This window comes from Burkholderia sp. BCC0398, from assembly GCF_902833245.1.
Lineage (GTDB): Bacteria > Pseudomonadota > Gammaproteobacteria > Burkholderiales > Burkholderiaceae > Burkholderia > Burkholderia sola.
This window is the reverse complement of record NZ_CADFEM010000001.1, coordinates 520501-541133: the sequence shown is the minus strand read 5'-3', so window position 1 is coordinate 541133 and position 20633 is coordinate 520501. Positions and strand designations below refer to the sequence as shown.

Genomic DNA, 20633 nt, shown 5'->3' with positions numbered 1-20633 from the left:
GGCCCCGGGCGATCGCGATCATCCCGGCTTGCGCTCCGCTGCGTCGGGCGACGGCGGCCGGGCCGCCGGTTCGGCGGTATTCTGCGCGTCTGGGCGCGCGTCGTTGTCATCGCTGCCGACGGGTCGCGACCCGTCCGCATAGGCCACGACGCTGCGCTGCGGATTGGCGATCCGAATCCCGCGTTCGAGGAACGTCTCCGCGATCCGCCGGTTGAATTCGCGCTGCACGCTCCAGCGCGCCGAGTCCGTGCACTGGATCTGACCGGCCAGCGCGAGCGCCGCGCCGTCGACCTGGTCGATGCCCCAGTAGCTGAAGTCCGACAGGATGCCGTCGTGGTACTTCGGATCGTCGCGCAACGCGGCGCCGATTTCCTTCAGCGTCGCGATCGCGCGCTCGACGTCCTCGCCGTACGCGATGCTGACCTTGACGGCCGCGTTGCCGAGCCCGCGATTCGTGTTGTTGACGGTCGTCACCGAGCTGAACGGAATCGTGTACAGCGACCCGTCGCCGGCGCGCAGCCGCACGGTGCGGATCGACAGGTATTCGACCGTCCCCGACACGCCGGCGAGCGTGACCCAGTCGCCGACCTGCATCGCGTTTTCCATCAGCAGGAAGATCCCGGTGATGAAATCCTGCACGAGCTTCTGCGAGCCGAAACCGAGCGCGACGCCGAAGATGCTGGCGCCGGCCAGCAGCGGGCCGACGTTTACGCCGAGTTCGCTGAGGCCCGTCAGCACGACGACGAGCGCGATCATCACGAACAGCAGCGAGCGCAGCATCGGCAGCAGCGTGCGCAGCCGCGCGGCGCGCACCAGGTTGCCTTCGCGCGTCCAGCGTTGCAGCCGGCGCTCGATCGCGATGTTGGCCGCTTCCCACACGACGAGCGCGACGATCGCCGCGATCGCGATCGTCACCAGCGCGGACGCGAGCCGGTGGCCGATCGTGCCCGTCTCGAATGCGCGGAAGATCGGCACGCCCCAGATCTGCAGTAGCAGCACGACGGTCACGACGCCGATCGCGCCCGACACGATCTGGCGCAGCAGCGGGTAGTAGCGGTATGCGTGCAGATGAACGAGCGTGCGATCGTCGTCGCGGCGCTGGAACAGCCGCGCGAGCGCACCGAACACGACGATCGACACCATCCGCATCGCGATCATCACGGCGATTGACCGGCCGCCGAGCGCGATCAGTACGCGGTAGCCGTTGTGGACGTCGAGCGCCCACACGAACCACAGCGCCATCACGATGAAGACCGATACGGGCGCCCACGCGTCCGCGAGCGCGTTGCCGACGACGGTGAAGGTCGGACGATCCGCGCCGGCGGCGCGGATGCGTGCCGCGACCGGCCGGCGGCACTGCAGGATCAGCACCGAGATCATCACGTGCCCGACGAGCGCGACGGCCTTCAGCAGCGCGACATGGCCGGCTTCGGTCAGGCCGAAGTTCGCGGCGATCTCGACGGCCGCCGTGCATGCACCGACCACGATCACGATCCGCGCGATCGAGCGTTGCGCGAACGCGGCCCATGCGTCGCTGATATGCAGCAGCCGCAACTGCCGCGCGTCGGGCTGGAAGAACAGCCGGCTGACGATCGTGACGAGCCGGCAGATCACGTAGGTGTCGATCAACGCTTCGAGCGCGGCTTCGATCGGCGTGTCGGCTTCGACGAGCAACGACATCGTCAGGCTCGCGACGCCGACGAACACGAGCAGCGGTACCGCGCGCAGCGCGAGACTGATGAGTGCGCGCGGCATCCGGTTCAGCAGCGTGGTGTGCCGGCGGGCGTGGCCTCGGCTTTGCGACGGCGGGGGCGCGTGGTCCTCGTCCGATGCGGCGGCATCGGGCGCCGCGCGGCGCGCGGCCACCGCGGCCAGTGCGCGTCGCAGCAGCCGCTTCGCGAGCCATTCGACGACGAGCGCAGGCAGCAGCACCGCGAGGAGGATGCCGAGCGTGCGCGTCAGGTTCGCACGCTCGTCGGCGCGCACGAGCTTGTCGCGCCACCAGCTTCCCACCGAACCGATATCGAGCAGCGAGCGCAGCGACTCCTGCAGCGCGTTGCCGATCTGCGCGGCCCATCGCGAGCCCTGACGGACGAGCATCGAGGCGAGCCCGTTCGACGTGAGCGCGGCCGGCGCCGCGGCAGCCGATGCGCCGCTGGCTGCCGGCGCCGCGCTTGCCGGCACGGCGGGTGCGCTCAACGCGCCGACGGCCGCGATCGCGCGCAGCGTCGTTTCGACCTGCGCACGCTCGCGCGGGTTTTCGAGCACATTCAGTGCCTGCCGCGCCTCTTGCGGCGTCAGTGCGGGCGCGGCGCCGGAGGCGGCCGACGCGGCGGCCGGTGCGGGAGCGGCCGCGTGAGCGGCCGAGACGACGGCGGCGAGCAGCCAGCCGAGGAGGATATGTCGCATGGAATGGGCATGCGGGTGCGTCTCGTCACGCGGCCCGCCAGGCTGAACGATGGACGGAAGTTAACATGATCGCGATCGAAACCGAATAGTTCCGTCGTCGACGAGTTGAATCGGGCATGAAGGCGCCGGCACGGGCGTCGGCGGCACATGCCGGCAAGCCGTGTGCCGGATACGGACGGTCGACCGTCCGATATCGACAGGAACGTCATGTTGGCCCGGTCGTAAGGCGTCTGTAACGCGCCGTTGCCGATTCCTGTCAGGGATGCGCCGTTGCGGGAGCATTCGCCCGGCCACGATCAGCGCTCGCGTCGCATCATGTGAATTTGGATTCCTGATGAATCACGCTTGTTCGTCGTGAAAGACCGGCAACACATGCTCGGCGATTTCCTCGACGACGTCGCGCACCGGCCGGTCCGATCCCGGATTCAGCGTGACATGGTGCGTCCCGGCCGCGCGCATGTCCCGCAGGATATCGACCAACGCGCGGCGCCCGGTCGCATAACCGAGCGGCAGCGCGGTGGCGGGCGTATCCGGATGCGCGGCGAGATCGAGCCGCATCGATACGCCGAACGCGCGAAATTGCGGCGACGCGAGCCGCTCGACCGCCGCGCGCCACATCGAATAGCGGGCGCGCTGCGTATCCGGATCGCGGTGATACGTCATCCAGCCGATCGAATGCCGTGCGATCCAGTCGACGCTCTGTCCGCCCGAGCCGACCGCCAGCATCGGCACCGCATCGCCGTCGCGCGGCAGCAGCGTGAAGGCGGGCGCATCGGGTGGCGTCTGGTCGGGCAGCACGCGCGACGGCATGCCGAGCGCGGCCGCGACGACGTCCCAGTGCGCGCGATAGCGGTCGCGCCGGGTTTCCGCGTCGACGCCGAACGCCGCATATTCGGGTGGCCGGTCGCCGGAGCCGAGCCCGAGGATGAAGCGCCCGCCCGACAGCGTCGCGACCGACAGCGCGCCTTTCGCGATATGCAGCGGATGACGCAGCGGCAGCACGATCGCGCCGCTGGCGAGCGCGATCCGGCGGGTGCGCGACGCCAGTGCGCCGAGCAGTACCCACGGGTCGAGGTGGCCGACCGGGTCCGGATAGTCGGCGCTGTTCAGCGGCACGTCGCGAATCCACAGCGCGCGAAAGCCGAGCGAATCGGCCAGCGCGGCGAGTTCGAGTTGCTCGTTGAAGTCCGCGACGATGTGGCCGCCGCGAAGCAGCGGAAGCGTGAGGCCGATCGACAGCCGCCCGGACGAGAACACGCGATGCGCGACATCGGGAGGGGCGGAAGCGGGTGGGGTCATGTCGGGTCCTTGGCGGCGAGGCAGCGGAAGCATGCGGGCGCTCCGTGTCCGAATGCTAGCGTGTTTGCGCGATGCACGAGCGGGACGGCGCAAACCCCGCGCTATCCGCTTCGCAACGCGAGACCCGGGCGGAACGCCGCGCATTGCGACGCGCGGTTGTCGCGATCGGTGCCGTAGAACAGCATGCGGTAGTCGATATCCGGCCCGTGCTTCGTGTCGGACAGGCAGCGAGTTCGGGTTCCGGTCGGGCGGTGGTGCGCCGCGGGAAAGGGCAAGTCCGGGCGCACGCGCGCCGCCGATCGTGGGGCGATTGTAAGGCGACTGGCCGCCCTGCAACGCGCCAACCCGACGATACCGACGCCACCGCCGGTGCGTTTCAGTTTCGAAACATTCGCGCTTTCTGACGGGGCACGATGCCTGCCCGCGGCCCCTGATGTGCCCGCGCGGCCTTGCGGCATGAAGCATGGTGCGCTCCTTGCATGGTTGTATGCGCCGTGAGCGCGATTGCAGGTGCAGTTGGCCCGGCAATCGCTTCAGTGGGTCGGATGTATCGAAGACGGGGACAAGAGAATGAAAAAAGACCGAAACGCAACATGCCGTGTTGCAAACATGAATCGCCGACCTGCCAGGGTATTCGCTTCGCCGCTGATCGCGGCGACGTGAGCGAGCGGCTTTCCGTTCCATCCGAACGATCGGGTTCGTTCTGAACGACGGCGTGCATGGGTGACGCGCGCGTCCGACCAATGTCGGTCGGCCGTCCAGGATGAACCGCGAACGCTGGCGGATGGCCGCGGCCCGGATCCCGAATCGTCATTCCATGGCGCAACGCACCCCGTCGCGCGGCGAATGCGTTTGCACGCCGCGCATGACATCGGCGTGACGAGCGCGACGAACGGGATCGGGTCGGGAAAGCCGATGACGCGCCGATGGGCGCGGCAGTGCGGAACACGTGAAGTCCGGGGGAGCGTCCGTCGATCGCGGTATGACGGACGTCGCAACATTGTGCTGTCAGTTGATCCACTACCCCGATGGATCAATTGTTTGAAGCGCCCGTCGCCGAGCGGCGATGGGCGTCTTTTTGCGTGCTGTTGCGTGTCGCGGCTAGCCGCGGCGGCAGCCCGCCCGATCGCACGGCGTTCTGTATCATGTGCTGGCGCGCGTGGCCGCCCGTGCGGGCGCACGACCTGCCCGCGCGACCGATCACGTTGCCAACATGAACGACACAGCCTTGCCCGACTCCTCCATCGCCGACGTCGATCCGGCCGCGCTCGATGCGCTGCACGCGTTCGTCGAGCGTCATCCGCGCCTGTTCGTACTGACCGGCGCGGGCATCAGCACCGATTCCGGCATTCCCGGCTACCGCGACCGCAACGGCCAATGGATGCGCTCGCCGCCGATCCAGCTCCAGGAATTCCTCGGCTCCGATGCCGCGCGGCGCCGCTACTGGGCGCGCAGCATGATCGGCTGGCCCGTGGTCGGCCGCGCGCGGCCGAACGGGTCCCATGTCGCGCTGGCGCGGCTCGGCGGCGCGGGCCGGATCGAGCGTCTCGTCACGCAGAACGTCGATGGCCTGCATCAGCGCGCGGGCAGCGACGACGTGATCGAGCTGCATGGCGGCATCAACGGCGTGACCTGCCTCGACTGCAGCGCGCATCATGCGCGGGCGACGATCCAGACCGTGCTCGAAGCCGACAATCCCGAGCTGCTGGGCGCGCAGGCCGAGCCGGCCGCGGACGGCGACGCGCATCTCGAATGGGCCGCGCTCGATACGTTCCGCATCCCGGCGTGCCCCGCGTGCGGCGGCCTGCTGAAGCCGGCGGTGGTGTTCTTCGGCGAGAACGTGCCGCGCGAGCGCGTGGCGCTGGCGTCGCAGGCGCTCGACGCAGCCGACGCGCTGCTCGTCGTCGGCTCGTCGCTGATGGTGTATTCCGGCTACCGGTTCTGCGTGTGGGCGCAGGCGCAGCACAAGCCGGTTGCCGCACTCAATCTCGGCCATACGCGCGCCGACCCGATGCTGACGCTGAAGGTCGAGGCGCGCTGCGCACCCGCGCTCGACGCACTGGTGACGCGGCTGGGGCTCGGGCGCAACAGCAACAGCGACACTGCGGAGCGTGCATCGTGACCGGCGCCGCTTCTTCTCACGATCCGTCCGCGCGGCTGTCGGCGCCGGCGGCCGAACGCAATCGCGGGCCGATCCTCGACGTGCTCCGCCGCGTGCTGCCGGCGACCGGCAGCGTGCTCGAAATCGCGAGCGGCACCGGGCAGCACGTCGTTCACTTCGCGCAGGCGTTGCCGGGCCTGCACTGGCAGCCGAGTGATCCCGACGCGCACGCGCGGCGTTCGATCGCCGCGTGGGTCGCGCATGCGGGCCTCGCGAACGTCGCCGGGCCGCTGGCGTTCGACGTGCGCGACACGCCGTGGCCGGTCGCGGCGCTCGACGCGATCGTCTGCATCAACATGATCCACATCTCGCCGTGGGCCTGTACGGAAGCGCTGTTCGCGGGCGCGTCGCGCGTGCTGCGGCCGGGCGGCGTGCTGTTCCTGTACGGCCCGTACCGTCGCGAAGGCCGCCATACGGCGGCGTCGAACGAGGCCTTCGACCGGCAGTTGCGCAGCCGCGACCCGTCGTGGGGCGTGCGCGATCTCGAGACCGTCGTCGCACTCGGGCTCGATCGCGGGCTCGACTGCATCGAGGTCGTCGAGATGCCGGCGAACAACCTGAGCGTCGCATTCCGGCGCCTGCCGCACGCGGAGCAATGACACGCAAGCGGGCAGCGCCGCCGGGTTTCCACTATCCTTTCGCCTGTGCGCGCGGCCCGGCTCGGGTCGCGCCCCGTTTTTTCCGGAGAATTGACTAATGGGCAAACAAGCAATCGGTGTGATCGGGCTCGCGGTGATGGGCCGCAATCTCGCACTCAATATCGAGAGCCGCGGTTACGCGGTGTCGGTGTTCAACCGCAGTCGCGAGAAAACCGACGAACTGATCGCCGAATTCCCCGGCCGCAATCTGGTGCCGACCTATACGCTCGAGGAATTCGTCGCGTCGCTCGAAACGCCGCGCCGGATCCTGATGATGGTGAAGGCCGGGGAAGCCACCGATGCGACGATCGCATCGCTGAAGCCGCTGCTCGAGAAGGGCGACGTGCTGATCGACGGCGGCAATACGCATTTCACCGACACGATCCGCCGCAACCAGGAACTCGCGCAATCGGGGCTGCATTTCATCGGCACCGGCGTGTCGGGCGGCGAAGAGGGCGCGCTGCGCGGCCCGTCGATCATGCCGGGCGGCCAGCGCGACGCGTACGATCTCGTCGAGCCGATCCTCAAGCAGATCGCCGCGAAGGCGCCGTCGGACGGCGAGCCGTGCGTCGCGTACATGGGCCCGGACGGGGCGGGCCACTACGTGAAGATGGTCCACAACGGCATCGAATACGGCGACATGCAGCTGATCGCCGAAAGCTACTCGGTGCTGAAGGACGTCGCGGGCCTGACCAACGACGAACTCGGCGCGGTGTACACCGAATGGAACCAGGGCGAGCTCGACAGCTACCTGATCGAGATCACGTCGAAGATCTTCGGCAAGAAGGACGAAGAGACCGGCAAGCACCTCGTCGACGTGATCCTCGATCGCGCCGCGCAGAAGGGCACCGGCAAGTGGACGAGCCAGAACGCGCTGGATCTCGGCGTGCCGCTGCCGCTCATCACCGAATCGGTGTTCGCGCGCGTGCTGTCGTCGCTGAAGACGGAGCGCGTCGCCGCCAGCAAGATCCTGTCGGGCCCGGCGGCCGCGCCGTTCGACGGCGATCGCGCCGCGTTCGTCGAAGCAGTGCGCCGCGCGCTGTACCTGAGCAAGGTGATCTCGTACGCACAGGGCTTCGCGCAACTGCGCACGGCGTCGGAAGAATACGGCTGGAACCTCGATCTCGGAACGATCGCGAAGATCTTCCGCGCGGGCTGCATCATCCGCGCGCGCTTCCTGCAGAAGATCACCGACGCCTACGCGAAGGATCCGGCGCTCGCGAACCTGCTGCTCGATCCGTACTTCAAGGACATCGCCGCGAACTATCAGACCGCGCTGCGCGACGTCGTGGTGGCCGCGGTGAAGGCCGGCGTGCCGGTCCCGGCGTTCGCGTCGGCGGTCGCGTACTTCGACAGCTATCGTTCCGAGCGGCTGCCGGCGAACCTTGTGCAGGCGCAGCGCGACTTCTTCGGCGCGCACACGTTCGAGCGCACCGACAAGCCGGGCAGCTTCCACGCGAACTGGGCCTGACCGGCGAGCGGGGGCAGCATTGTTGCGAAAATCTATGCTCTGAATAGGGTTTTTCCATCCCGGATGCCAGCATTGTTGGCTCCGGGGAAACAGTGTTTTCGTTCTTTCATGGTTTTCCCTAGGTGCTGCCGGGACTAAACTCTGTTCCATCGCTGCAGACATGGTGTGTGCGGCGGAGCAAAAAAATCCCGGAGGTAATCATGAAATCGCTGATCGCAACGTTCGCTGCTGCTGCCGTCCTCGCTGTCCCCGCCGTCTCGTTCGCTCAACAGAACGCGCCCGTCACCCGTGCCCAGGTGAAGGCCGAACTGGTTCAACTGCAACAGGCCGGCTACAAGCTGGGCAGCGACCGTACGAACTACCCGGAAGGCATCCAGGCCGCTGAAGCGCGTGTGAACCCGCAACAGAACGTCGCCGCCGCCGATACGACCGGCTACGGCGCACAACCGGCCGCCGGCCAGGAATCGGGCGTACCGGCTGCTGCCAAAACCGGCTGGCAAGTCAAGCGCATCGCTGACGGCGCACCGGTCTACAAGGGTCGTTAATGGTACGGCCGCGCTGGCGACCGCATCCGACCCCCTGTCGTACGAAAGCCCGTCGTTCCGCATAGCGGAACGACGGGCTTTTTCATTGGCGGCGCGCAATGCGCCGTCGTTCAGTGCAGCGGGCGTCTGCCGCGCCCGATATCGCGGAACAGCGCTTCCGCCGGTTCCAGCACCTGCAGCCACGTTTCGTCGTAACCGCTCAGCGTGTCGAGCGCGTCGCGCAGCCGTTCGATCGCGAGGACCGGCAGCTCGACGCTGTGACGCGTGGCGCCGGTCAGGTGCGTGACGCTCGCCAGCTGGACGAGCGCATCGGCCGCTTCGGCGACGTCGGTCGCGAACAGCAGGTGCCGGTTGAGCAATTCGACCAGACCGCTGGAACCGGCGAAATCGTCGGCGTCGAGCTGCACGGAGAGAAACGTCGCGTTATTCATTGTCATGGTCCTCGTTGTCGTTGGATCGCGCTGCGCATCACCGAGTATAGGCGGCGATCGAAGCGGACAATATGACGCCGCCGATACGGCAGGCGGCGGTGCGCCTCCGCGACAAACCGCGAGCAGCCACTGGGCGGCCCGCCCGGCCCGGCCAGCAGGCCGCCGGCGCCCGTGCGACGCCGCAAGATTGTTTCCGGATCGGGCAACTGTCGGAGCCTTGACCGCGACAAATGGTATCTTTGCCGATCGGGACGACGCGAAAAAGGGCCGATGAGCGCTTCGCACCACGTTCCGCTGTGGAAACTGACGGCCGCGAAAGCGGTCGGATACTGATTGATCCGGCCGTTCGGCCGGACATCGTGCGTCGCGCGCCGGGGGGCGGTGGGCGGCGCAACGACGCAAATCCGGGAGGACCCTTGAGAGAAACTATTCCCATCCACGGCGCGCTCACGCGCTGGCTGCCGCAGGCGGCGCTCGTCGCCGCGGCCATCGCGCTGACGGGCTGCACGATGACGCCGTGGACCGACAGCTGGCAGCCCACGCGCCAGCCGGCGTCCACGTCGGTGGCGACGCCGGGCGTGATTGCCGGTTATTACCGCGTGAACCCCGGCGATACGCTGGCGGGCATCGCGAACGCTTACGGGCAACGCGTGCAGGACGTCGCCAACTGGAACCGCATGGCGCCCACGGACGCCGTGTCGCCGGGCCAGGTATTGCGGGTCGCGCCGCCGCAGGCCGCGACTTCGTACGGGCAGCCGCCCGCGGCGGCCGCCCAGCCGGGCTCGCTCGCATGGCCGGCCACGGGCGTCGTCGCGACACCGTTCTCGGCCGGCAAGACGCGCGGCGTCGTGATCGCCGCATCCGGGCCCGACCATTCGGTGCGGGCCGCGGCAAACGGGCGCGTCGTGTACGCCGGCACCGGCGTCAAGGCATACGGTCCGCTCGTGATCCTGAAGCACGACAACGGGCTCATCACGGCCTACGGGCACAACGGCAAGCTGCTCGTCAACGAAGGCGACGCGGTGCGTCAGGGCCAGCCGGTCGCCGAAATGGGCGCCGACGCGAGCGGTCGTTCGACGTTCGAATTCGAAGTCCGCCAGAACGGCAAGGTCGTCGATCCGATGAACTTCCTGCCGCGCAACGGCGGCTGATCGTCGGCATCGCCACGTGTGCGCCGGGCGGCGCACACGTTCCCACCTTTCTCCCCCGCCTCTTTCACCTTTCCGCCTTCATCCTTCCTTAAGCGTCGCGCTGCCAGACTGTCTCGCATGATTACCGAGCCAGCAAATGCACAACGCGAGCGCCACCGCGCCGAGCGCGATCAGCGAACACTGGATCGCGACGGGCAGGTAGCCGTGCGGCCGCGGATCGACGAACGGGTAGGGGTACCAGTTCTCCACCGCGCCGCGCACGAGCGTATAGCCGAGATAGACGACCGGAAAGCCGAGCCACGCGAACGCACTGCGGCGCGGAATCGGCGAGCGCGGTTCGACATACAGCCAGTCGCACAGCATCACGAGCGGTACGATCCGGTGCAATACCCAGTTGTTGAACGCCGGCGTGACGTGGAGCAGCGCATCGAGCCGCGCAAGCAGCAGCTCGTAGACGATCGCGGTGATCAGCACGTACAGCACGGCCGCGCCGCGCATCGATTCGTAGCGGGCCGAGCCGGGGCGCGCGATGCGCCACAGCCCCGCGGCCAGTATCGCGGCCGCGTAGAGGCTGCTCAGTTGCGTGAAGTAGCTGAGGTAGTTGCCGAGATGGAAGCTTGGCAGGCGCCAGTAGTCGGCGACGCTGTGCAGCGTGGTGGACACCGCGAGCAATGCGGCGATCAGCCGGTAGGCCGCAACGAAGAACGCTTTGCTCATGATGCCCGCGCGCCGTCGCACCAAAGCTTCATCGTGCCACAGCCGCCCGCCCGCGCGATGCGGATTTTCCATAGGGCAAGCCGTCACGCGGCGCGCGCCGACGATTCATCGGTTATTTGACCGCGCCGTGCAAAACTGGACGCCCGTGCGGCTACAATCGCCACAGCTTTGCCGGGCGCAGGCCGTTTGCAATGGGCGCCCCTCCCCGAATACGACACGAGACGAAGCATGAAAAACATCCTCGCGAAACAGACGCGCTACAGCTCGCCCGCGATCTTCTTCCACTGGGCCATCTTCCTGCTGGTTGCGCTGGCCTACCTGGCCATCGAGATCCGCGGACCGAAGGGCAGCGACAGCCGGGCGTTCTGGATGAGCGTGCACCTGACGGCCGGTACGTTCGTCCTCGTGCTGTCGGTGCTGCGCGTGCTGTGGCGCGTCGTCAGCCGCGTGCCGGAACCGATTCCGCAGACGACGCTGCTGCGCTGGCTGTCGAAGCTCGCACATTTTGCGCTTTACGCGTTCGTCATCGCGCAGCCGCTGCTCGGCATCATGACGATCAACATGGGCGGCAAGCCGGTGTCGCTCGACTGGCTCGGCGTGTCGTTCACGCTGTTCGGCCCCGACAAGGCGCTGCGGCCGACGATCAAGGAGGTGCACGAGCTGATCGGCAATGCGTTCTACTTCGTGATCGGCCTGCATGCGCTGGCCGCGCTCTACCATCATTTCATCCGGCGCGACGACGTGCTGCGCCGCATGATGCCCTGATCGTCCGGCTGCCGGCACGCGCAGCACGCGGGGGCGCATGGTTGTGTTGACAACCATGCGCCCCCGGTTCGTTTACCGTGCGCCCGCACTGGTCATCACGTTGAACATTCTGTAACATCGCGGCTGTTTTTTACATTCCGCTGACTCGTTGCCGTACATGCTGCACCGACATCGTCACCTGACTGCCTGGCTTGGCCTGCTCGCGATCTGGATCGCGATCGCGGCGCCGCTGGTGTCGCAGTGGCGTATCGCCCATGCGGCCACGCCCGAGGCGATCGTCTGCAGTACCGAGCATGGCGCGCATCGTCCGTCCGATGCGCGCGGCATGCACGATCATGCGCTGCATCTCGACGCGTGCGGCTACTGCGGTTTCTTCGCGCATAGCCCGGCCATCGGCGCGCCTGCCGCCGTGTCGGTCGACTCCCTTCCCGTCGTTTCCGTTTCCGCCGCCGCGTCGCCTGCCGTCGCGGCGCGCGGCGACCGTTATCCGCGCGCCTATCCGCGCGCACCGCCCGAGCGCGCCTGACGCGTTTCTTCCGTTCTTATCACCGCCGATATCCGTGCGACCGTCGAGGCCGCGTGGAGGGCGTCACTCGGGCTTTCGATCATGACCAACTTCCAGTTGCGTGCGCCGCGTGCGCCACGCAATGCCGGTGCGCGGCCTTTGCCGCGCATGCTGAAACTCACCGTTCGCGCGCTGGCCGTCGGCGCGCTGACCGCGGGCGCTGCCGCAGCCGACACCGCGCATGCTGCCGGTGCGCCGACGGGCGAGGCGGCCATGCTGTTGCCGCCCGTCGAAGTCGTCGCGTCGCCGCTGTCGCCGCCGCTCGTCGTCGTCACCGATCCGAAGGCGCCGCGCCAGCCGCTGCCCGCCAGCGACGGCGCCGATTACCTGAAGACGATTCCGGGTTTCACGTCGATCCGCAGCGGCGGCACGAACGGCGACCCCGTGCTGCGCGGGATGTTCGGATCGCGGCTGAACATCCTCGCGAACGGGATGCCGACGCTCGGCGCGTGCCCGAACCGGATGGATGCGCCGACGTCGTACATCGCGCCGGAAAGCTATGACAAGGTCACCGTCGTGAAGGGGCCGCAGACCGTGCTGTACGGTCCGGGCGCGTCGGCCGGCACCGTGCTGTTCGAACGCGTGACGCCGCGTTTCGAGCGCTCCGGCATGCGCTTCGACGGCAGCCTCGTCGGCGGATCGTTCGGCCGCAACGACCAGAACCTCGACCTGACCGCCGGCACGCCGGACGTCTATGGCCGCGTCACCGCGAACCACGCGCATTCGCAGGACTACCAGGACGGCAACGGCCACACCGTGCCGTCGCAGTGGGACAAATGGAACGCCGATGCCGCGCTCGGCTGGACGCCCGACGACCATACGCGTGTCGAGCTGACCGCCGGCACCGGCGACGGCTATGCGCGCTATGCGGGCCGCGGGATGGACGGCGCGCATTTCCGCCGCGAGACGTTCGGGCTGTCGTTCGACAAGCGACATCTCGGCGACGTGCTCGACCGGATCGAGGCGCGCGTGTACTACAACGAAGCCGATCACGTGATGGACAACTATACGTTGCGGCAGCCCGATCCGACGAGCAGCATGCCGATGCGGATGGCCGCGGACGTGCGGCGCCGCACGGTCGGCGCGCGTGCGGCCGCGACGTTGCGCTTCGGCGACGACGTCAAGCTCGTCACGGGTGTCGATGCGCAGTCGAACCGGCTCGATTCGCGTTCGTCGATGGGGCGGCAGAACTACCGAAACCAGCCGTGGGATGCGCAGGCGACGATGTGGAACGCGGGCGTGTTCGGCGAACTGACGTGGTATGCGAGCGACGTCGCGCGCGTGATCGGCGGCGCGCGCGTCGACTATGCGAGCGCAGGCGACAAGCGCGCGATGACGCCCGGGATGATGACGAGCAAGCCGAATCCGACGTTCGACGACGATCGGATGAAGGTGCTGCCGAGCGGCTTCGTGCGCTACGAGCGCGATCTCGCGTCGCTGCCCGTCACATGGTACGCGGGGATCGGCCACGCAGAGCGTTATCCGGACTACTGGGAATTGTTTTCCGCGACGCGCGGGCCGGCCGGTTCGGTCAACGCGTTCTCGGCGGTGCAGCCGGAGAAAACCACCCAGCTCGACGTCGGCGCGCAATACAAGAGCGACCGCTTCGATGCGTGGGTGTCCGCGTACGCGGGCTATGTACAGGACTTCATCCTGTTCAACTATGCGGCCGGCATGATGGGCCCGACCACGCAAGCGACCAACGTCAACGCGCAGATCATGGGCGGCGAAGCCGGCGTGTCGTGGCGGCCGGTCGCGCCGCTGCGCGTCGAGACGTCGCTCGCGTATGCGTGGGGGCGCAACGTGGCGAGCGGCGATCCGCTGCCGCAGATGCCGCCGCTCGAAGCGCGCATCGGGCTCGAATACACGCGCGGCGCATGGTCGGCGGGCGGCCTGTGGCGCATCGTTGCGCCGCAGCATCGCTATGCGCTGAACGAGGGCAACGTGGTCGGCAAGGACTTCGGCCCGAGCGCCGGATTCGGCGTGTTGTCGCTGCATACGCAGTACAACGTCAGCAAGACCGTGCAGATCTCGGTCGGCGTCGACAACGTGCTGAACAAGGCCTACACCGAGCATTTGAACCTCGCCGGCAATGCCGGTTTCGGCTATCCGGCGAACGCGCCGGTGATGGAGCCGGGGCGTACCGCATGGGTGCGCGTGAGCGCGAAGCTGTAGCGTGCATCGCGCGTGTGCGTCGCAGCATGCGCGTGCCTGGACGCCGCACCGCCCGAACGGGCGGCGCGCGTCAACCGATTAGAGAACCGTATCTAGTCGGGGCGCAAACGTTCGCGAGTCGTGCTTCACTCCCGCATTCGACCCGCGCGGTGCGCGCAATGCGGCGTGCGTGTCGATCCGGTGTCATTCGCACCGGCAGCACAATAATCAGGAGAACATGCATGGCCAGATCGATGCGTTCCAGGGTAATGGCAGGGGCAGTGGCATGCGCGATGAGCGTCGCGCCGTTCGCGGCGTCGACCGCGCTGACGACGCTCGCGACGACGCACACGGCGATGGCGGCAACCGCGCCCGCCGACGACTATGCGACGACGCGCTATCCAATCATTCTCGTGCACGGGCTGACCGGCACCGACAAGTATGCGGGCGTACTCGACTACTGGTACGGCATCCAGGAAGACCTGCAGCAGCATGGCGCGACCGTCTACGTCGCGAACCTGTCGGGCTTCCAGAGCGACGACGGCCCGAACGGGCGCGGCGAACAACTGCTCGCTTACGTGAAGACGGTGCTCGCGGCGACCGGCGCGACCAAGGTCAATCTCGTCGGGCACAGCCAGGGCGGGCTGACGTCGCGCTATGTCGCGGCCGTCGCACCCGATCTCGTCGCGTCGGTGACGACGATCGGCACGCCGCATCGCGGCTCCGAGTTCGCCGACTTCGTGCAGGGCGTGCTCGCATACGATCCGACCGGGTTGTCTTCGACGGTGATCGCCGCGTTCGTCAATGTATTCGGGATCCTGACGAACAGCAGCCACAACACGAACCAGGATGCCCTCGCTGCACTGAAGACGCTGACGACCGCGCAGGCCGCCGCCTACAACCAGAACTATCCGAGCGCGGGCCTCGGCGCGCCAGGGAGCTGCCAGACCGGTGCACCGACCGAAACCGTCGGCGGCAACACGCATCTGCTGTATTCGTGGGCCGGCACGGCGATCCAGCCGACGCTTTCCGTGCTCGGCGCGACGGGCGCGACGGACACGAGCACGATTCCGGTGATCGATCCGGCGAACGCGCTCGATCTGTCGACGCTTGCGCTGTATGGAACCGGCACGGTGATGATCAACCGCGGCTCGGGCCAGAACGACGGGCTCGTATCGAAGTGCAGCGCGCTGTACGGCAAGGTGCTGAGCACGAGCTACAAGTGGAACCACATCGACGAGATCAACCAGTTGCTCGGCGTGCGCGGCGCGTATGCGGAAGATCCGGTCGCGGTGATCCGCACGCATGCGAACCGGTTGAAACTCGCGGGCGTGTGATCGATGGCGGCACGTGAAGGGCGCGCGCCGCTGGCGCGGCGCGCGGCGATCTATGGTGTCGTGGGGCTGGCGGCGATTGCCGGCGTCGCGATGTGGAGCGCGGCGGGATCGCATCGCGGCACGGGCGCCGCGGGTGACGTGCCGGATGCGTCCGCGACGAGCCGCGTGGCGGCCGCTGCGCCGCAGCCGGCCGTACCGGCGAGTACGGACCTGCCGACGTCGCTCGCCGGTTCCAGCGCGCCGCGCCTGCCGCTCGATGCAGGCGGCCATCTTGCGAAGTCGCGCGCGGTGCGCGATTTCTTCGACTATTGCCTGACCGCGCAGAGCGACCTGAGCGCGGTGGCGCTCGATGCGTTCGTCGTGCGCGAGATCGCCGCGCAGCTCGACGGCACGGTCGCGCAGGCCGAGGCGCTCGACGTGTGGCACCGGTATCGCGCGTATCTCGATGCGCTCGCCAAATTGAGCGATGCCGGCGCGGTCGACAAGTCCGACCTGGGCGCGTTGCAGCTCGCGCTCGACCAGCGCGCGTCGATCGCCTATCGCACGCTCGGCGACTGGAGCCAGCCGTTCTTCGGCGCGGAGCAGTGGCGGCAGCGCTACGACCTCGCACGATTGAAGATCACTCAGGATCGCTCATTGACCGATGCGCAGAAGGCCGAGCGGCTCGCGGCGCTCGAGCAGCAGATGCCGGCCGACGAACGCGCGGCGCAGCAGCGGGTGGACCAACAACGCGCCGCGATCGACCAGATCGCGCAATTGCAGAAGCACGGCGCGACGCCTGACGCGATGCGCGCGCAACTGACGCAGACGCTCGACCCCGAGGCCGCCGCGCGCGTTGCGCAGATGCAGCAGGACGACGCGTCGTGGCAGGGCCGTTACGCGGACTATGCGGCGCAGCGTGCGCAGATCGAATCGGCCGGCCTGTCGCCGCAGGATCGCGACGCACAGATTGCCGCATTGCGGCAGCGTGTGTTCACGAAGCCCGGCGAAGCCGTGCGCGCGGCGTCGCTCGATCGCGGCGCGGGCAGCGCGCATTGACGAACCGCGCGCCGCCGTGTGCGGCAGGCTTCACGCGGCGCGCGTGATGTTCCGCGGCAGATGTTGCTCGATGGTATCGGCGAGCGTGTCGAACGCGGGGCGAATGCCTTCGTGCGCGACGCATGCATAGCCGAGCAGCAAACCCTGCCGCGCGGTGTCGAGGCTGCTGTAGTAGCTGGTGAGCGGGCGCACGATCACGCCCGCGTCGAATGCGCTCTGCGTGACCGCGCGATCGTCGCACGCGTCGGGCAGGCCGAGCACCAGATGCAGGCCGGCCTCGTCGCCCATCACCGGCAGCGCGTCGCCGAAGCGCGCGCGGATCGCGTCGATCATCAGTTGCCGGCGCTCGCCGTACAGCGTGCGCATTCGTCTGACGTGCGAAGTGAGGTGGCCGTCCATGATGAATTCGGCGAGCACGGCCTGCTGCATCAGCTGGCCTTCCCGATACAGCTCCGACAGCCCGGTGCGGAAGGTGTCGACCAGATGCTCGGGCACGACCATGTAGCCCATCCGCAACCCCGGGAACAGCATCTTGCCGAGACTGCCGACGTAGATCACGCGGCCCCCCTCGTCGAGTCCCTGCAGCGACGCGAGCGGGCGGCTGCCGTAACGGAATTCGCTGTCGTAATCGTCCTCGATGATCCAGCAGCGGTGCTGGCGCGCATATTCGAGCAGCATGCGGCGCCGCGCGAGGCTCATCACCATCCCGAGCGGGTACTGGTGCGACGGCGTGACGAGCACGAGCCGCGGCGGATGCTGCATGTCGCTCGCGCGCGGGTCGAGCCCTTCCTGGTCGACCGGCACCGGCGCGAGCGTGAGGCCGGCCGCCTGCAGCACGCTGCGCACGCCCCAGTAGCACGGTTCCTCGACCCACGCGCGATCGCCGATGTCGGACAGCAGCCGCACCGCGAGATCGATCGACTGATGAATACCGGTCGTGATGATCACCTGGTCCGGCGAGCATTTGACCGAGCGTGCGACGCGCAGGTAGTCGGCGAGCGCGCGCCGCAGCGGCCGGTAGCCGCCGCCCGGCGCATAGGTCAGCAGCTCCGGATTGGCTTCCTTCCACAGTCGCGCCTGCAGCCGGCTCCACGTGCGGCTCGGGAATTCCGACACGTCCGGCACGCCCGGCATGAACGCCCCCCACTGGCGCCGCGACACGCCCGCATGCTCGACCAGTTGCCGCCCGCGCATCGACAGGCTGCGCTGCGCGTCGGGCGGCGGCGGTTCGCCAGTGGCCGACGCCGGCGGCGCGGCGCCCGGCACGCGGATCGCGGCGGCGTCCGGCCGCGTGTCGGCCACGTAGGTGCCGCTGCCGGTCGTCGTCAGCACGTAGCCTTCGGCCGTCAGCTGGTCGTATACGTGCAGCACCGTATTGCGCGCGATCGACAGGTCGCCCGCGAGCGTGCGCGAACTCGGCAGCTTTGTGCCGGGCCCCAGTTCGCCGGTCAGGATGGCCTGCTGCATCAGTTGCAGCAGTTGCCGGTACATCGGTTCGGGCGAACTGCGGTCCAGACGGGCGGACAGCCAGTCGGCGAGGATCACGGTATCCAAAGTGGTCCTACTAGGAATATTGAAATGGTTCCCTAGTATAGAACCGTGCGGGCCGTATAGTGGGTCCATCTCAAAAACGTTTTGTTGCGCAGCAAGGGGACAGCCACGATGAAGTCCGATGATGTGATCGTCAGCTTTCGCGGCGTGCGGAAGACCTACGACGGCGAGACGCTGGTCGTCAAATCGCTCGACCTCGACATCCACCGGGGGGAATTCCTGACGCTGCTCGGGCCGTCCGGCTCGGGCAAGACGACCTGCCTGATGATGCTGGCCGGCTTCGAATTCCCGACCGGCGGCGAGATCCGCCTCGACGGCGAGCTGCTGAACAGCGTGCCGCCGCACAAGCGCAACATCGGCATGGTGTTCCAGAACTACGCGCTGTTTCCGCATCTGACGGTCGAGCAGAACGTCGCGTATCCGCTGACGGTGCGCAAGCTGCCGGTCGGCGAGCGCGCGGAGCGCGTCGCGCATGCGCTGAAGATGGTGCAGATGGAACGCTTCGCGAAACGCTATCCGGCGCAACTGTCGGGCGGCCAGCAGCAGCGCATCGCGCTGGCCCGCGCGCTCGTGTTCGAGCCGAAGCTGGTGCTGATGGACGAGCCGCTCGGCGCGCTCGACAAGCAGCTGCGCGAACACATGCAGTACGAACTGAAGGCGCTGCATGAAAAGCTCGGCGTGACCTTCGTGTACGTGACGCACGACCAGGGCGAGGCGCTGACGATGTCCGATCGCGTCGCCGTGTTCGACAAGGGCATCGTGCAGCAGCTCGACACCGTCGACCGCCTGTACGAATCGCCGTGCAACGAATTCGTCGCGAACTTCATCGGCGACAGCAACCGGCTGCGCGGCACCATCGCGCGCGTCGACGGCGAATTCTGCGAATTCCGGCTCGACGACGGCACGAAGCTCGTCGGCCGCCATATCGGCGAAGCCGCCGAGGGCGCGCCGGCCGTCGCGTGCATCCGCCCCGAGCGCATGAGCCTCGCCGCACATGGCTCGAACGGCGCAAACGGCGCGAATGGCGCCGCCGCCAATTGCGTGAGCGGCGAGGCGCGCAGCCTCATCTATTTCGGCGATCACGTGCGCATGCGCTGCGCACTGCCCGGCCAGGACGAATGTTTCGTGAAGGTGCCGCTCGGCACCGGCGCGCTCGACGCGTTCTCGCCCGGCGCACCGGTCTCGCTTGCATTCTCGCCCGAACACCTGCGCGTGTTCGCGTGAGCATGGTTTACCCGGTTTTCCGCAGCACGTCGTCAACAACAATGCCCACTTCCACCACGAGAGGAGAGGAACCATCATGAAACGAGCAAGCTTTACCGCGCGCCGTACGGCGCTCGCGCTGGCACTGGTCGCGTTTGGCGCATCGGCCAGCGCTGCCGAACTCACGGTCGTCAACTTCGGCGGCGCGAACGGCGACGCGCAGAAGGCCGCGTTCAACCAGCCGTTCGAGAAGGCGACCGGTAACAAGGTCACGGCCGTCGAGTACAACGGCGAGCAGGCGAAGGTGAAGGCGATGGTCGAGGCGAAGCACGTCAACTGGGACGTGGTCGAAGTCGAATCGGGCGACCTGAACCGCGGCTGCGACGAAGGGCTGTACGAGAAGCTCGACTGGTCGAAGATCGCGAAGAAATCCGACCTGATTCCGGAAGCGCCGCAGGTATGCGGCGTCGGGTTCTTCGTGTGGTCGACCGCGCTGTCGTACAACGCGGACAAGCTGAAGTCTGCGCCGACCGGCTGGGCCGATTTCTGGAACGTGAAGAAATTCCCCGGCAAGCGCGGGATGCGCAAGGGCGCGCGGTACAACCTCGAATTCGCGCTGATGGCCGACGGCGTCGCGACGAAGGACGTCTACAAGGTGCTCGGCACGAAGGCCGGCCAGGATCGCGCGTTCAAGAAGCTCGACGAGCTGAAGCCGTACATCCAGTGGTGGGAAGCGGGCGCGCAGCCGCCGCAGTTCCTCGTCGCCGGCGACGTCGTGATGTCGACCGCGTACAACGGCCGCATCGACGCCGCGCAGAAGGAAGGCAAGAACCTGAAGGTCGTGTGGAACGGCAGCATCTACGACCTCGACTACTGGGCGATTCCGAAGGGCTCGCCGAACAAGGCGCTGGCCGAGCAGTACATCGCGTATTCGCTGACGCCGAAGCCGCAGCAGGCGTATGCGCAGCACATCGCGTACGGCCCGACGAACGTCGCCGCGATCAAGGCGCTCGATACGAAGACGCTCGCGAACCTGCCGAACTCGCCGGCCAACGGCAAGAATGCGGTACTGGAGGACATCGGCTTCTGGACCGACCACAGCGACGAGCTCGAACAGCGCTTCGCCGCGTGGGCAACGAAGTAAGCGGTCAGGCGTCCTCACGGGTGTCGTGATGCAACCGGCCGCGCGACGCGTCGA

17 protein-coding genes are annotated in these 20633 nt (G+C 67.8%); 12 read left to right on the top strand and 5 right to left on the bottom strand.

From position 1 onward, the window contains the following. Positions 1 to 18: 18 nt before the first annotated feature. Complete coding sequence (locus tag HWX76_RS02380) at positions 19 to 2409, bottom strand: mechanosensitive ion channel domain-containing protein (protein ID WP_176015429.1); 2391 nt, start codon at positions 2407 to 2409, stop codon at positions 19 to 21. Between the two features lie 339 nt (positions 2410 to 2748). Further along, positions 2749 to 3708, bottom strand: coding sequence for an LLM class oxidoreductase (locus HWX76_RS02375; RefSeq protein WP_050011313.1), 960 nt, complete (start codon positions 3706 to 3708; stop codon positions 2749 to 2751). Between the two features lie 1213 nt (positions 3709 to 4921). Here HWX76_RS02375 and HWX76_RS02370 point away from each other — a divergent pair. From HWX76_RS02370 to HWX76_RS02355, 4 genes are all read left to right on the top strand, one after another. After that, the gene (locus tag HWX76_RS02370; protein ID WP_176015428.1) at positions 4922 to 5830 is read left to right on the top strand and encodes an NAD-dependent protein deacetylase; all 909 of its coding nucleotides are present in this window, start codon (positions 4922 to 4924) and stop codon (positions 5828 to 5830) included. After that, positions 5827 to 6468, top strand: a complete 642-nt coding sequence (locus HWX76_RS02365) for a DUF938 domain-containing protein (RefSeq protein WP_050011311.1) — start codon at positions 5827 to 5829, stop codon at positions 6466 to 6468. Before HWX76_RS02370 ends, HWX76_RS02365 begins: the two co-directional genes overlap by 4 nt. Positions 6469 to 6565: 97 nt before the next feature. Then, complete coding sequence (gene gndA, locus HWX76_RS02360) at positions 6566 to 7978, top strand: NADP-dependent phosphogluconate dehydrogenase (RefSeq protein WP_089489151.1); 1413 nt, start codon at positions 6566 to 6568, stop codon at positions 7976 to 7978. A 200-nt stretch (positions 7979 to 8178) separates the two neighbouring features. Further along, a complete protein-coding gene (locus tag HWX76_RS02355; protein ID WP_069618486.1) occupies positions 8179 to 8523 on the top strand; it encodes a DUF4148 domain-containing protein in 345 nt (114 codons plus the stop codon). Positions 8524 to 8633: 110 nt separating this feature from the next. On the opposite strand, the gene HWX76_RS02350 is transcribed toward HWX76_RS02355, so the two are convergent. Further along, positions 8634 to 8954, bottom strand: coding sequence for a hypothetical protein (locus HWX76_RS02350; protein ID WP_011694691.1), 321 nt, complete (start codon positions 8952 to 8954; stop codon positions 8634 to 8636). Positions 8955 to 9370: 416 nt separating this feature from the next. Here HWX76_RS02350 and HWX76_RS02345 point away from each other — a divergent pair, with 416 nt between their 5' ends. After that, positions 9371 to 10105: a peptidoglycan DD-metalloendopeptidase family protein gene (locus tag HWX76_RS02345; protein WP_124553995.1), complete on the top strand. Its 735-nt coding sequence runs from the start codon at positions 9371 to 9373 to the stop codon at positions 10103 to 10105. 78 nt (positions 10106 to 10183) lie between these two features. On the opposite strand, the gene HWX76_RS02340 is transcribed toward HWX76_RS02345, so the two are convergent. Continuing rightward, positions 10184 to 10822 (bottom strand): Pr6Pr family membrane protein, encoded by a 639-nt coding sequence (locus HWX76_RS02340; protein ID WP_089489725.1) that lies wholly within the window; start codon positions 10820 to 10822, stop codon positions 10184 to 10186. 228 nt (positions 10823 to 11050) lie between these two features. On the opposite strand from HWX76_RS02340, the gene HWX76_RS02335 reads away from it, so the two are divergent. The 5 genes from HWX76_RS02335 to HWX76_RS02315 all read left to right on the top strand — a co-directional run bounded on the left by HWX76_RS02335 (position 11051) and on the right by HWX76_RS02315 (position 16681). Next, positions 11051 to 11587: a cytochrome b gene (locus tag HWX76_RS02335; protein ID WP_050011307.1), complete on the top strand. Its 537-nt coding sequence runs from the start codon at positions 11051 to 11053 to the stop codon at positions 11585 to 11587. A 157-nt stretch (positions 11588 to 11744) separates the two neighbouring features. Continuing rightward, a complete protein-coding gene (locus HWX76_RS02330; protein ID WP_050011406.1) occupies positions 11745 to 12113 on the top strand; it encodes a DUF2946 domain-containing protein in 369 nt (122 codons plus the stop codon). A gap of 81 nt (positions 12114 to 12194) precedes the next feature. After that, a complete protein-coding gene (locus HWX76_RS02325) occupies positions 12195 to 14327 on the top strand; it encodes a TonB-dependent copper receptor (protein WP_176015427.1) in 2133 nt (710 codons plus the stop codon). A 221-nt stretch (positions 14328 to 14548) separates the two neighbouring features. After that, the gene (locus tag HWX76_RS02320; RefSeq protein ID WP_124553997.1) at positions 14549 to 15643 is read left to right on the top strand and encodes a triacylglycerol lipase; all 1095 of its coding nucleotides are present in this window, start codon (positions 14549 to 14551) and stop codon (positions 15641 to 15643) included. Positions 15644 to 15646: 3 nt separating this feature from the next. Then, a complete protein-coding gene (locus tag HWX76_RS02315; RefSeq protein ID WP_176015426.1) occupies positions 15647 to 16681 on the top strand; it encodes a lipase secretion chaperone in 1035 nt (344 codons plus the stop codon). A 30-nt stretch (positions 16682 to 16711) separates the two neighbouring features. Here the strand turns inward: HWX76_RS02315 and HWX76_RS02310 are convergent, their stop codons facing one another. Then, positions 16712 to 18235 (bottom strand): PLP-dependent aminotransferase family protein, encoded by a 1524-nt coding sequence (locus tag HWX76_RS02310; RefSeq protein ID WP_050011303.1) that lies wholly within the window; start codon positions 18233 to 18235, stop codon positions 16712 to 16714. Positions 18236 to 18343: 108 nt separating this feature from the next. Here HWX76_RS02310 and HWX76_RS02305 point away from each other — a divergent pair, with 108 nt between their 5' ends. Further along, positions 18344 to 19456 (top strand): ABC transporter ATP-binding protein, encoded by a 1113-nt coding sequence (locus HWX76_RS02305; RefSeq protein WP_050011302.1) that lies wholly within the window; start codon positions 18344 to 18346, stop codon positions 19454 to 19456. Between the two features lie 76 nt (positions 19457 to 19532). Beyond that, a complete protein-coding gene (locus HWX76_RS02300; RefSeq protein ID WP_176015425.1) occupies positions 19533 to 20579 on the top strand; it encodes an ABC transporter substrate-binding protein in 1047 nt (348 codons plus the stop codon). The last annotated feature ends 54 nt before the right edge of the window (positions 20580 to 20633 follow it).

Bases quoted from the DNA above. Each gene is read 5' to 3' on its own strand.
- HWX76_RS02380 (WP_176015429.1), bottom strand. From the start codon at position 2,409: ATGCGACATATCCTCCTCGGCTGGCTGCTCGCCGCCGTCGTCTCGGCC.
- HWX76_RS02375 (WP_050011313.1), bottom strand. From the start codon at position 3,708: ATGACCCCACCCGCTTCCGCCCCTCCCGATGTCGCGCATCGCGTGTTC.
- HWX76_RS02370 (WP_176015428.1), top strand. From the start codon at position 4,922: ATGAACGACACAGCCTTGCCCGACTCCTCCATCGCCGACGTCGATCCG.
- gndA (WP_089489151.1), top strand. From the start codon at position 6,566: ATGGGCAAACAAGCAATCGGTGTGATCGGGCTCGCGGTGATGGGCCGC.
- HWX76_RS02355 (WP_069618486.1), top strand. From the start codon at position 8,179: ATGAAATCGCTGATCGCAACGTTCGCTGCTGCTGCCGTCCTCGCTGTC.
- HWX76_RS02350 (WP_011694691.1), bottom strand. From the start codon at position 8,954: ATGAATAACGCGACGTTTCTCTCCGTGCAGCTCGACGCCGACGATTTC.
- HWX76_RS02340 (WP_089489725.1), bottom strand. From the start codon at position 10,822: ATGAGCAAAGCGTTCTTCGTTGCGGCCTACCGGCTGATCGCCGCATTG.
- HWX76_RS02335 (WP_050011307.1), top strand. From the start codon at position 11,051: ATGAAAAACATCCTCGCGAAACAGACGCGCTACAGCTCGCCCGCGATC.
- HWX76_RS02330 (WP_050011406.1), top strand. From the start codon at position 11,745: ATGCTGCACCGACATCGTCACCTGACTGCCTGGCTTGGCCTGCTCGCG.
- HWX76_RS02325 (WP_176015427.1), top strand. From the start codon at position 12,195: ATGACCAACTTCCAGTTGCGTGCGCCGCGTGCGCCACGCAATGCCGGT.
- HWX76_RS02320 (WP_124553997.1), top strand. From the start codon at position 14,549: ATGGCCAGATCGATGCGTTCCAGGGTAATGGCAGGGGCAGTGGCATGC.
- HWX76_RS02315 (WP_176015426.1), top strand. From the start codon at position 15,647: ATGGCGGCACGTGAAGGGCGCGCGCCGCTGGCGCGGCGCGCGGCGATC.
- HWX76_RS02305 (WP_050011302.1), top strand. From the start codon at position 18,344: ATGAAGTCCGATGATGTGATCGTCAGCTTTCGCGGCGTGCGGAAGACC.
- HWX76_RS02300 (WP_176015425.1), top strand. From the start codon at position 19,533: ATGAAACGAGCAAGCTTTACCGCGCGCCGTACGGCGCTCGCGCTGGCA.